The organism is Zooshikella harenae (assembly GCF_018837975.1).
In the GTDB taxonomy this organism is placed as follows: Bacteria; Pseudomonadota; Gammaproteobacteria; order Pseudomonadales; family Zooshikellaceae; genus Zooshikella; species Zooshikella harenae.
The window spans coordinates 1-12366 of sequence record NZ_JAGSOY010000017.1; the positions used below are offsets into that span (position 1 = coordinate 1).

11 protein-coding genes are annotated in these 12366 nt (G+C 37.1%); 5 read left to right on the forward strand and 6 right to left on the reverse strand.

Annotation, left to right across the window (positions count from 1 at the left end; translation table 11 throughout):
• The 5 genes from KCG35_RS09210 to ppk2 all read right to left on the reverse strand — a co-directional run.
• Positions 1 to 357 (reverse strand): transporter substrate-binding domain-containing protein (locus KCG35_RS09210; RefSeq protein ID WP_215819403.1); only part of this gene is annotated, 357 nt, incomplete at its 3' end.
• Positions 358 to 624: 267 nt separating this feature from the next.
• Positions 625 to 1119: a copper chaperone PCu(A)C gene (locus tag KCG35_RS09215; protein ID WP_215819404.1), complete on the reverse strand. Its 495-nt coding sequence runs from the start codon at positions 1117 to 1119 to the stop codon at positions 625 to 627.
• 24 nt (positions 1120 to 1143) lie between these two features.
• Positions 1144 to 1761: an SCO family protein gene (locus tag KCG35_RS09220; protein ID WP_215819405.1), complete on the reverse strand. Its 618-nt coding sequence runs from the start codon at positions 1759 to 1761 to the stop codon at positions 1144 to 1146.
• The gene (locus KCG35_RS09225; RefSeq protein ID WP_215819406.1) at positions 1751 to 2245 is read right to left on the reverse strand and encodes a hypothetical protein; all 495 of its coding nucleotides are present in this window, start codon (positions 2243 to 2245) and stop codon (positions 1751 to 1753) included. Before KCG35_RS09225 ends, KCG35_RS09220 begins: the two co-directional genes overlap by 11 nt.
• A 247-nt stretch (positions 2246 to 2492) precedes the next feature.
• Positions 2493 to 3359, reverse strand: a complete 867-nt coding sequence (gene ppk2 / locus KCG35_RS09230; protein WP_215819407.1) for a polyphosphate kinase 2 — start codon at positions 3357 to 3359, stop codon at positions 2493 to 2495.
• A 172-nt stretch (positions 3360 to 3531) separates the two neighbouring features.
• On the opposite strand from ppk2, the gene KCG35_RS09235 reads away from it, so the two are divergent.
• The 5 genes from KCG35_RS09235 (at position 3532) to KCG35_RS09255 (ending at position 10106) form a co-directional block, all read left to right on the forward strand.
• The gene (locus KCG35_RS09235) at positions 3532 to 5373 is read left to right on the forward strand and encodes a Na/Pi cotransporter family protein (RefSeq protein WP_215819408.1); all 1842 of its coding nucleotides are present in this window, start codon (positions 3532 to 3534) and stop codon (positions 5371 to 5373) included.
• Between the two features lie 45 nt (positions 5374 to 5418).
• Entirely contained in the window at positions 5419 to 5682 is a 264-nt protein-coding gene (locus KCG35_RS09240) for a hypothetical protein (RefSeq protein WP_215819409.1), read from the forward strand.
• 128 nt (positions 5683 to 5810) lie between these two features.
• Positions 5811 to 6599 (forward strand): TatD family hydrolase, encoded by a 789-nt coding sequence (locus tag KCG35_RS09245; RefSeq protein ID WP_215819410.1) that lies wholly within the window; start codon positions 5811 to 5813, stop codon positions 6597 to 6599.
• A gap of 1350 nt (positions 6600 to 7949) precedes the next feature.
• Positions 7950 to 9161: a Bcr/CflA family efflux MFS transporter gene (locus KCG35_RS09250; protein ID WP_309227340.1), complete on the forward strand. Its 1212-nt coding sequence runs from the start codon at positions 7950 to 7952 to the stop codon at positions 9159 to 9161.
• Between the two features lie 285 nt (positions 9162 to 9446).
• Complete coding sequence (locus KCG35_RS09255; RefSeq protein ID WP_215819412.1) at positions 9447 to 10106, forward strand: hypothetical protein; 660 nt, start codon at positions 9447 to 9449, stop codon at positions 10104 to 10106.
• A gap of 98 nt (positions 10107 to 10204) precedes the next feature.
• Here the strand turns inward: KCG35_RS09255 and KCG35_RS09260 are convergent, their stop codons facing one another.
• A complete protein-coding gene (locus tag KCG35_RS09260) occupies positions 10205 to 10597 on the reverse strand; it encodes a hypothetical protein (protein WP_215819413.1) in 393 nt (130 codons plus the stop codon).
• Between the last annotated feature and the right edge of the window lie 1769 nt (positions 10598 to 12366).

A 12366-nucleotide genomic window follows, 5' to 3' on the forward strand; every position in this document is an offset into this window, starting at 1 on the left:
TAATACTTTATCTATGCAATAGACTGCTACTTCTTCAGAGAGAATGGGCATTGAGTACTCCATGTAAGGCCGTCCTGCATGTTTGTAAGGTGGATATAAAGCAAATGAATCACTATCTTCCATCATTTTTAATCCACGCTTCCAAGGTACGCCTTCAATGGTGACTTTATAATCTGGCATTGCATCAAAGACAGCTCGTAGAATATCTGTGTAAATGCCAGCCATTTTACCATCTTTTTTATAAGAGTAAGGAGGATAGTCTTCATCGGCAATAATAGTGACAGACTCTGCTGCTATGACTAGGTTGGTTAGTACCAGGCTACCAGTCAATGTTATGAAGGCCATAAGTTTATGCATGACAGTTCATTCCTTTTTTAGAAAAAGCAAGTCTTTAGAGTTTTAGTCCAGACTAGCTCATTCGTAAAGTTGTGATATTTTTGAGGAATGATTTAATTAAATGGAGAAAGCAACATTTTGTGTGAACATAAAAGTGCTGTTTAATAAAGTCATGTAAGAACAAAAGATATTGCGGTAAGTAATATGAAAGCTCCTATCGTAAATTATAAATATAATTCACAATAGGAGTATCTACGACCTTAATAGTGAATGATACTGTCTTAATCGCTAGTTTTGGACATGTTTCATATCGCCCCTAGGGTTAGGCGTTTTCATAATGGGGGCATCAACTGTTAGTTGATCGCCATTGCTAAAGGTTAATTTTAGCGTTGTTTTGCTGCCTTCGTTGCTAGGTTTTTTTAACCCTAAAAACATAATATGCAAACCGCCTGGTTTTAGATGGGTACTGCCTTCAGCAGGAATCATGATTACCTTTTGCTGAATCATTTTCATTACACCTTCATCCATTTTGCTCAAGTGCAGTTCAACATTTTTTGCAAGCGGACTTTCAGCTTTTATAAGGCTAACAGGTTGCTTGCTGTGGTTGTGGATTTGCATATAGCCTGCAGTGTTTTGGGCTGTTGGTGGCATAGCACGCACGTATACATCATTTATAGTGATTGCTTGTTCTGCATTGGCGCTGCAGCTTAGCAAACTCAGTGCGAATGTAATACCTGTAGTTATCAAGTTCTTGCGAGTAGTTGACGATAGGTTGATGCTCATGTTTCCCTCTTATTACTCCATTTTTTAGTTGTCGTTGAGTAGTGATCGTAGTGCTTTAACGAGCACATCCGTTGGAACGGTATGAGGCATGACATGACGAAGGATGCCTTGCTTATCAATTAAATAAAAGTTCGAGCTATGGTCTAACGTATATTGCAGTGCGGATCCAACACTGGGCTTACGCTGGTAAATGACATGGTACTGATTGGCCACAGTATTAATAGCCGTGGGATGACCACTTAGCCCTTTAAAGTCTGAAAAGAAAAATTGGGCATAAGTGTTAACAACCTCAGCTGAGTCCCGTTGAGGGTCAAGGGTAATCATTAATCCTTGAATTTGAGTTTGTCCATGGGGTGTGAGCTGCTTTACTGCATTAGCCAGTTGACTCATGCCCGTTGGACAAACATCAGGACATGAGGTGTAACCAAAATAAATGGCAACAGCTTGTTTATGTTTAAAAGATGAAAGTGAAACGGAAGACTGGCCTGATTGAAGTGTAAAGTCAGGAGCGTGTTCACCTAACATAAGGCTTGTGGGAGAATAGGGGGCAGAATCAGTCTTAAAAAACTGAAAATATGCCGTAATGATAATGGCAAGTGCGAGAAGACATTGTGCAGTAAGGACTATTCTTTTAGGCGTCATTGTTGGGTATTAAATCAATAAGGATTTGGTGTATACCTTTTGCCGTGTGGAGTCTTAGGTCTGCCTGCCATTGCATATTGGGATCAATGGTGCAATAACTGAGTGTTACGTTACCTTCAAACTGCTTAGGTGCTACCTGCTTTAACTTAATTGGCATTAACCCCATATTCATTGTCTTACCAATCATTTGCAGTGTGACAAAATCCTGTGCCGCAGCCTGACGAAGCTTTATGTTAAACGTTATTGGCTGATCATAAGGCAGAGATATCGGCGTAACCTGTAAATGCGTAAATACAGGCGATGACTTCGTTAACAAACATGGCTCAGTAGTTAGTTGGCAGTGTTGGCTCGATGTGCTTACAAAAGGGGTATTATCTTGCAAAAACCAACGAGGCAGTACAATAACTGCTAATAGTATCAAGCCTAAAACTACCAGTGATGTACTTGAGCGTTCTGCTGAAAGCCATTTAGATACGATAATCATTTTCAATGCCGATTATAGAAGTATTAGTAATAATAAACAGCTGCTAAGGTGCGACATATTGTCACACTTGCTTTGTTAGGAGCAATAGAGATCATATGGCTCTGACGAGGCTTAACATGCCATGTACAGTCCTTACATTAACCATAAAAATTATATGGGTAAAGGCTGTGTTGATGGTTTTAAGCGGACTGTTAATGTTGGCGTGTAGTTGGTAAAAGCGGGAATAATATATTGAAAAGACTAAACATCAGTATATTTCTGGGATGAATGTTTGTTCGTGATACGGGCGTCGTACGTACTTTATACTTTCTTCTGGTTCAGGTAATTTTATTTTTTTAGGGAGCACATCTTTGTATTCAATAATACTTAATAAGTGAGCAATACAATTCAGGCGTGCACGTTTTTTATCGTCTGCGTCCACAACATACCAAGGTGCTTGTTTTATATCCGTGTAAGCAAACATTTTATCTTTTGCTTCAGAGTATTTATGGTAAAGACGCCTAGATTCCAGATCCATACTACTCAGTTTCCAGCGTTTTAAAGGATCATTGATTCGTGCTTCAAAACGTTTACGTTGCTCTTCTTCGCTAACGGAAAACCAATATTTAATGAGAATAATACCTGATCTGACGAGCATTCGCTCAAATTCTGGACAAGAGCGACTAAACTCAATGAGTTCATGCTCATCACAAAAACCCATTACACTCTCAACACCTAGTCGATTATACCAGCTTCGGTCAAAAAGGACGATTTCGCCACCAGCAGGTAAATGTGTGACATAACGTTGAAAATACCACTGAGTGCGTTCTCGTTCGGTTGGCGTTGGTAGCGCTGCAACTCTACAAATTCGTGGACTTAGGAACTCAGTGATACGTTTGATTACACCACCTTTACCTGCAGCATCGCGGCCTTCAAAGATAACGACAATTTTAAGGTGCTTTTGTTTTACCCATTCCTGCAGTTTGACTAACTCTATTTGAAGCTTCCTTAATTCTCGTTCATAGCGACGTTTTACTTTTTGTTTTTCCGTCTTCGTCATAACCTGAGAATCGGCAATACCACGATAAATAGCTTTTTTACTCTTGATCGGTTTGCTGTGCTTTGGGTCAACCACGAGTCTGTCTCCCAAGCTATTGATTCCTGATAGTGTTAATACCAATCATTAGGTTACGTAGTGGGTATATAATTAATGACTGGACATGTTCAATTTTATGCCATATATGAAATAGTAAGCCTATTAAAAAAATAGCATTTCAGAATACTATTGGGTGAGAAACTATCATTTAATGCTAAAAAAAATTTTATTACCCACCATTCTTATTTTACTTGCCTATGGTTTTTGGATAAGTCCTGACTTTAAGGTTGTTTCTGCTGGTGTCGCTGTTTTCTTGCTGGGAATGGTTTTTTTAGAACAGGGGTTTAAAGCTTTTACGGGAGGAGTTTTAGAAAAATTACTTCATTTTTCTACAAATAAAATGTGGAAAAGTTTGACATTTGGTATCATTTCAACTTCGTTACTTCAATCAAGTTCTTTAGTTTCCGTTATTGCAATATCGTTTTTAAGTGCCGGATTAATTGGTCTGAGCCAAGGGATAGGAATCATTTTTGGTGCTAATTTAGGTACCACGACAGGTGCTTGGTTGGTAGCTGCATTTGGTTTAAAAGTCAATATTAGTAGCTATGCGATGCCTTTACTTGTATTTGGTTTGGTATTCCAGTTTGATAAAAATAAAGCATTGCAAGGTATTGGAAATGTGCTCATTGGTATAGGTCTTTTGTTTTTAGGTATTCATTATATGAAGGAGGGCTTTGAAGCCTTTCGAGACAGTGTGGATTTATCTCAGTATGCTATGACGGGTATATCAGGCCTATTGTTTTATACGTTAATTGGAATTATTGCAACGGTGGTTATGCAGTCAAGCCATGCCACGTTGATTTTAATTATTACCGCATTAGCTTCTCATCAAGTCAGTTATGAAAACTCTCTTGCGGTTGCTATTGGGGCCAATGTAGGTACAACTATTACTGCAATACTGGGTGCATTAAGTGCCAATATTCAAGGCAAACGTTTGGCAGCTGCGCACTTAGTATTTAATGTTTTAACAGGGTCAATAGCCTTACTGTTTATAGAGCAGATGGTTTGGGTCGTAGGGCATTTTTCAAGCATTATTGGGATTGACTCAAACAACTATACTATGCAATTGGCTCTTTTTCACTCGCTTTTTAATACCGTTGGAATCGTTGTATTACTGCCATTTGTAGGTCATTTAGTAAAAATGTTAGTGAGGTTGTTGCCTGACTACAGGGCTGGTGGATTATCAATAAATACGAAAGATACAAGTATACATAGGGCAAGGTATTTAAGTGAAATTTCGCTTAATTACCCTGAGACTGCTATGCAGGCTATGGTAAAAGAGTCAGTTCACTTATTTCAAAATGCTTATCAGATTGTATCTTTAGGTGTATTTGTGAGAGCCTTTGAAATAAAAAAAACAAAAGAGTTAAAAGAGCTTTTAAATCTTGAAACCGAGCTGGTTACGGTGAATATTGATGAATTATATCAGCGTTATATCAAAGGTGTTTATGCTGATATTTTGCGTTATGGTAGTCAAATTGAATCAGGCCTTAGTCTTGAGCAAAGTACACAAGTATTTTCTCTGAAGCTTGCTTGTAGAAAAATAGTTGATGCTATCAAAGATATAAAACATCTTCACAAAAATTTAGCAAACTATGTAAAGTCTGATAACGATGTAGTAAGGGAACAATATGATTTATTGAGGCTACGCATCATCATTATTTTGAAACAAATTTATGAGCTGAGGTTATTATCAGATGCCGATGACTTGGCCACAAAAACAGATTTAATAAAGCTAGCCATTGCCAAGCAGGATATTGGAAGTAATGGTGCACTGGAACAGTTGATACGGATGCGTCGAATTGATCCTATGGTTGCAAGCTCTCTGATTAATGATAGTGGTTATGTTCACTCCATTTGTAATAATCTTGTGGATAGTGTTATTGGTATCTTTCGCCGTGCAACCGGTGATATTATTCAGGCTGAACAAGAAATGGAGCTTGATCAGGATGAGCTCATGGCAATCCTTAAAAAGCATAAGGGGTCACGTTAGCTATATAGTTTATTTTTTCATGATTTAACTAACTTAAGCTTCTTTATGAAAGAAAAATTAATTAGACGTTTAAATAAAGTTAAGGCTTTTTTGGATAGTTCTCTTGTTGAGCAGAAGGAACAGGCAAATTCTATAAAAAAAGTATTAAAAAAACTGAAACAAAAACAAAAATCTTTAGAAAAAGAGTTAAATGATGAAAAAAGTAAAAGACGTCGAGCAGAGCTTCAAGATGAGATTGCGATTATCAAAGAACGGCGTAAGAAAGGCATTCAGGCATTACAAGATCTGAATGGTAAACCATCAGAGTAGGTTCTACCCTCTTGAGTATGATCTTGCATGTTATTACTTAGAAAAGATATAACACATCAAAATAGCTAAAAATTAGCTATACTAGTCGGCTATATCGCCGTATTTCATGTCAAAGGAGCCACCTTGTCGTGTATTTTGATAGCCATTGTCACCTTAATTTCGAAGCCTTTGATCAAGATCGTACGGAGCTGTTAGAGCAATGTGCTGAACAGCAGGTAACCAATATTTTTATCCCAACAATTACTCAAGCTAACTGGGCCAAACTACTGGGCTTGCTGCGTTTAATTCCTGGGCAGCATACGGGAGTAGACTGTGTGGGTGGGTTAGGTTTACATCCTTACTTCTTAGCTCAACACATGGAACAGCACTTGTTAGAGCTGGATAGTTTACTGGCGCAACAACACCCTGGTATTGTTGCTGTGGGTGAAATTGGCCTTGATTACATGTTAAAAGAACTGGATGTTGACTGTCAGGTCCATTACTTTCTAGAGCAGGTTAAGCTAGCAGATAAACACAATTTGCCTGTAGTGTTGCATGCGCGAAAGTCCTTTGACCAGTTGACGAAAATACTTCGAGACTACCCGGTAACAAAAAAAGGTATTGTTCATGCGTTTGCTGGAAGTAGCCAACAAGCTTACCGACTAATTGAAATGGGATATAAACTAGGTTTTGGGGGGGCTGTTACATTTGACCGTGCAACCAAGTTGAGAACATTAGTTAAAGAGTTACCCTTAGAGTCTTTAGTGTTAGAAACTGATGCGCCAAATATGCCTCCAGACTTTGCTCGAGAAGAGAGGAATTCACCTTTAAACCTGCCAAAAATAGCTTCAGTTATTGCAGATATTCGAGGTATCGCTAAAGAACATCTAGCTGAAATATGTGCTCAAAACTCAAAAGAAGTATTTGGTCTTTTGTAGTAAGTGTTCATATATTAATCTTTTATTGTGTTGCGCCTTCTTTAGTTTGGTGAATTGAACACAATTATGTTGCTGTGGATTACAAAATCTAAAAAGCTTAATATGAGGCTTTCAAGCTACGATATGCCCTTCACGAATCATCTTTAGGGGTTGTTGTCAGCGTTCTTCACTTCAGTCACTTATTAATATAAGCCCCATCTACAATTATTATGTGTCTGGGGCCTATGTGCTGGGTATGTATGCAGGTGTTTGTTGTAGAAGCCAATAATAACGCAATATCAACTATTTATTAGTTTACTGTGCATGGCGTTCCTGCCAGAAAATGCGAAAAAGTAAATAAACAGCGTATGGTATGAGCAATAGACCAAGCAGGTTTTGAAATTCGGCATAAAGTGAAAACATAGTGTTCACCTATAATCTAGCTTACATAATTATAAGTATAACGCATAAAAAACAAGTTATGACAGTTCATTGAATTTATTCTGTTAGGTTGACTTCATTTGGCATGAGGTGACTACTTTGTGGCGAGAAAGGTGCCTAACAGAACGCTAGGCTCGTTAATAGGATGTATCAGGTGTATAGTAGAGGCAGGTCAGTAAATATTATACTCCCTTTAATTGTGTGGATATGTCCATTTTATTAAAACATTCAATGCCTTAGTGGTAGCTTTATTTATTTCTGTAAAACAACGGCGCTAGTAGACTGCTGAACGGCATAAACTTAATCATTGATAACCGGTTATCTATATCAAGACATGTTGGGATAGCTTCATGGCTCGTAAAGTAAGGTACAAAGAAGTGAGTGCCTAGAAGTAGGGATATCTTGAATAGGGTATCTATTAGATGGTCTAGGTTTGAGAGGAAATGCTATTGTTGTGGAATGTGTTCAGAATGGTTAGGAGTATAAATTCAATCTCCTATTGTTTCTTTTATCTCTTAATCTTTCAGCAAGATTACTGATGAGGCTAAGCAATTTTTTCTTATTCTTAAAGAAGGTGTTGTAAAAAGATGCAGTTTCGGATAATAAGATATTCTATTTAAGAACACTAAAAAAATGCACTTTTCCTTGATGTTACAAAAAAAACACCATTTTTAGAGGTATCCTTAAGTAAATAAGTATTGTGAGCTGTTGTTTGAATGTTGTATTTTCCTGCATGTAAATTTAACAGCATTTTTCAAGAAAATTAAAATATGAGTAAGAAGTCAGCGAAACCTTAAGTTTTACAATGGAGGCCGTGATTATTATAGAATTTTCAGTCTCATGGCTAATCAGTAAGTAGGTGCGATCAACAATGTATGTTTTTTAGGATTGCTTTCTCTAATTTATTACTCATAGAGCACCATAAATGATATCTCATGTAGTAGGAGCTTTTCATTGAGCAAAAATACGTCACAACCTTATTTGATTCCACTTTTAGCTCTACTTGCGGCTTTTCCTCCAATAGCAACAGATATGTATTTACCGGCTATGGAGTTACTACAAAACACCTGGCAAGCTTCTTTGACAGGTATTAATTTGACATTAGTATTATTTTTTACTTTTTTTAGTCTTTTTCTGTTGATTTATGGACCGCTATCAGATCGGTTTGGTCGACGGCCAGTTTTAATAAATGGAATCAGTATTTACATTATAGGATCTTTTTTATGTGCTTTTTCAACGTCACTTAATCAATTAATTGTTTTCCGTTGCTTACAGGCTATTGGTGCTGCTAGCGCTTCTGTTGTTGCTTTAGCGATCAGCAAAGATGTTTATCAAGGCAAAAAACGAGAACACGTTTTAGCTTATATCACTATGATTATGGCGATAGCTCCAATTGTTTCACCTATGATTGGGGCGATTATGGTCGATTATCTAGCTTGGCCTTGGCTCTTTATCTCACAAGCCTTACTGGGGGGTATCGCACTATATGGGTGTATTAAACTGAAAGAGACAGTTAATCAACTGGTATTAACGTCAACACGTGATGTGTTGATTAGCTATGTCAAATTATTAAGAAATAGCTGGTTTCGTCAACATAATTGGATGCAGATGTGTAGTATTTTACCTATGTTTGCATTTATTGGAGCCTCTCCTGCAATCTACATGGATCAGTTTGAGGTTTCTGCCCAGATGTATAGCTTGTTATTTGCTTTGAATGCGTTTGGGTTGATGGCTGGCGCGTTCGTTTTTTCAAAACTAAGAAATTATTTAGCACCAAGGTATTTGATGTTAATTGGAAAAATAGGAATATTACTGGCCTCTTTGGCTATGTTTTTATTCGCTGGCGATGCTGTTTTGCAGGACTTTGTTATTTGTATGTTAGTTATAACTTTTTCTATTGGGGTGATGCGTCCTGTAACGAATAGCCAAGCTTTAGAGGGGGTAAAACAGTTTGCAGGCACTGCTTCTGCTATTCTTAGTTTTTCGACCTTTGTTGGAGCTGCTTGTTCAATGTATCTTGTATCTCTGGGAAGTGTATTGACTCCTTGGCAGTGGGTTGCAGTGATAGGGATGATAGGAGGGGCTTTTAGTCTGTGGTGCTGGGTGATGACGGCTTCTGCTGCTAAGCAGTATGTGTCTTAAGTCCTACTGTAGCAAAGAGTTTATTGCCTCCACTTGGTATTGAATAATAAAGTTGCTAGACGAGTACTGTTTGGCGGAATTGAAGCCAAAAAAATTATTAAATGGTGGACAAATAGGACGACTAAGTTCTTTGGTAGTACAGGTGCTTTACTATGGACTTTAAATATATACGATGGCTTCTACAGTTGTAGGTTATTAAGGTCTCAGTGGTGAGGAGGTTTAAATGGTATGTGTATGGTGTTTAACAGAGTATAAAGTGTTTGTTGAAAACAGGATGCTTAGTTAATGAGAAGAGTTTATCAACTATTATTTGTTGTTGGCTATTCGGTTCTCGCTACTGCATGTTCACTAACACCTAGCCATGATGATTTAAGTCCTCAATGTAGTGGTGTTGCATGTGATGAAGTAGCAACGCAGGATAGTTTGACTAGCACGCGCTTAACCAAAGACTTATCAGGTAAGGTAAGTATTGGTCCTTACCATTTTAAAGTACCTGCTCAAGGAAAGGCTTATCAGAAACGCAAAGGAAGAATACAGATTGTATTTCCAGATAAATCCGGCATTCTTTTCAATATAATGTATGCTAGGGACTTTAACTTAGAACATTTTAATAATGCGTTTGACGAAAGCCAGTATGCTGTCACTGACTATCCCGTGATCATGTTTATGAAGCGTGATAGTGAGCCTGAGCCAGAAAACATTTATGACAGGTATATCTGGCGCTTAGCATTAAACAATAAAGGTTATATGCTTCGTGAGCAGTTTTATTACCACCAAGTGAGTCAAAATATAAGAACTTACTTTGGTAACACAACTATTGGTCCAATCAGTCAAGTTGCATTTATTGCAGATAAGCGATATCCAGGACAGTTGCTAAAAGTGCTAGGTTACCAGTTAGAAATGGAAACGTTTAGAAGCGTTTTAGCTTCGATGGCTGCTAAGTAAGTCCAGAGGGGTAGGGCTAAATGGAATAACATTTGAATTAAACGGTAAATTAGGCGCGCCAAAAATAAGATGAACGCGCGCCGCAAAGCTAGTTGAAGCTAGATCATTTCCTTTGGTACTTGGTAATTTATCTTGCGTTTTTGGTCTTTCATAGGAATTTCATCAGCGAGCTTGGCTGTAGCTTCACAATAAGCGGCACCTACTAAATGTCTTACTTTTGATTTTTCTGCTTCAAACCAATCATCTGAGATTTCTAGCTCAACTTCATTAAACTGATAGAAGTCTGTGTTTTTAGGGTCTTCTACTAAAAAGCAGAAAAGCCGGCAGTCATTAATCTCTGGCTTTAAACCTTTATTAGTTAATGCTTCCAACATATTGCGAAATGCTGGATCAGCATCTGGGTTGCTTCGAATAACTTTACCTTGATGGATATTAATGGCTAATTTTGCATCACGGCTGTTACGAGCACGTAAACATAAATATTTTTTCATCTAACACTCACTTAAAAGACTTATTTGACCCAATAATGATCTTAGATTTTTCAGCCATTGAGCGGAAAATTAAACCATAGACTAACACTGAATATCGTATCACCCGTGTTTATTTTAATAATGGTTTAAATGAAAACTGCTAAATAATCCTGGCCGAGTTACTTAAAACAATTAAAAAACTAAAATATGAATACAAATTTACTTATTCTATGCGCAGCAATTAGCTAAACAAGGCATAACACTCAAGTTATTTTTACCTTTTACCGCGCACAAATATACCCACTTCAAAAGCCCCTCTAGATACAGTTATCATTTAGCAATACCTTCTGAGATACTTGTCTATTTAAGCTCTCATCATTGTGTTGCCTTACAACAATACCTAAAGATCCTTTGTAGCGGGTATAAGACACTGGGTTACTAAAATTAGGCCGTTTGATTTCAGAAGTTTCTGAAAGTTAAGCTGTTATCCTCAGCTGGGAGGAAAGTGTATTCATACGACCAAACCAAATTGTTATATTGGTTATACGTAGTACCAATAACTACTCAGTGTCTTGGGTTATTATGTTATGCAAGCTGCAACATACCTTGTGTTACACACACTGTCAATGACAACTACTAGCCATATACACAAGCTACTGCTAATGAAATGACCAAGCAGAAATACGATTGTAGAGTAGCAGAGTCGTTGTCAGTTCTTAGCAACCTTGCTTATTACAACAACACAACCCTTTGAATGAATAAGTACACACTCTACCTGAGTCCAGGGGCTTTGGTCAACCTTTGCAATAGCTTGAGGCGACAGAATAAGTCTATACTAACAATATTAACACTGGTTACTTGTTGATGCCAATTCAATTTGCTAACTATATATCCTTTGTGAATGTTTTTTAGGGTGTGTTGTCTTTGTTCTTTATTTCTGTCCCCCTTCAAGGCATTACTTGGTGGTTCTACTCACGTGATTATTTGCATGTTATCTGCTTTTATCAGACAAATCTCGTTAATATCTTCTATATGCCTATATTTTAAAGTATTGTCGCGAGTAATATAAGCAAAGGGGAGGCATTTACATTAGAATTCAGGAGCTAATGTTTAAGAACACTGTTCACACCTAATAATTCAAGAACTACATTTCTTAGCTCTTCTCTTAAAGTCTTAATGGTAAATTAAATTGTTAAAAGTAAGTGAGCATTATCCTACACTATTATGGCTAAAGCAAAATCTTCGTTGATGGCTGGATTTCCTCATGGCTGAGGCTAGTTAGTGGTTTATAAGACTTAACATCGTTGATATCTTTTTTGTTTTACAATGTAAATTCGTTGCAATAACTTACTTGCTCAATCAATAGCTTTAATGTCTCAGCTTTAGTACGATTTACGTTGATATTGTTAAGTTTTAATACACTAATAGACTGGCATTAATAGCTGAGTTGGAAGTATACAAAGTACTAATCAATAAACAATATATTCAATGAGTTTTATACCCCTAGGTGGCAAGGGGTATGATGTCAGTCCAAAGTAGACGTTTAGCATTATGCTTTTCTATAAATACGCTATTTTGCGATCCTCTACCTTTCTTGTATAGCCAAAAATTGGCGTAAAGACTAAGTGCGGACCTTTTTATGCTGTAAATAATTTATTATTTTTAGTGAACGTCTTAGCTTGCTAATTTTAGACAGTAGTTGTTTGTCGTCTTTTGTGTAAAAAATGCATTGCTTAATGGTTTCAGCATTGAGTTTAATCAATAAATTAATAAGACAAAACACGTATTTT

Bases quoted from the DNA above. Each gene is read 5' to 3' on its own strand.
- KCG35_RS09220 (WP_215819405.1), bottom strand. From the start codon at position 1,761: ATGACGCCTAAAAGAATAGTCCTTACTGCACAATGTCTTCTCGCACTT.
- KCG35_RS09235 (WP_215819408.1), top strand. From the start codon at position 3,532: ATGCTAAAAAAAATTTTATTACCCACCATTCTTATTTTACTTGCCTAT.
- KCG35_RS09215 (WP_215819404.1), bottom strand. From the start codon at position 1,119: ATGAGCATCAACCTATCGTCAACTACTCGCAAGAACTTGATAACTACA.
- KCG35_RS09240 (WP_215819409.1), top strand. From the start codon at position 5,419: ATGAAAGAAAAATTAATTAGACGTTTAAATAAAGTTAAGGCTTTTTTG.
- KCG35_RS09255 (WP_215819412.1), top strand. From the start codon at position 9,447: ATGAGAAGAGTTTATCAACTATTATTTGTTGTTGGCTATTCGGTTCTC.
- KCG35_RS09260 (WP_215819413.1), bottom strand. From the start codon at position 10,597: ATGAAAAAATATTTATGTTTACGTGCTCGTAACAGCCGTGATGCAAAA.
- KCG35_RS09225 (WP_215819406.1), bottom strand. From the start codon at position 2,245: ATGATTATCGTATCTAAATGGCTTTCAGCAGAACGCTCAAGTACATCA.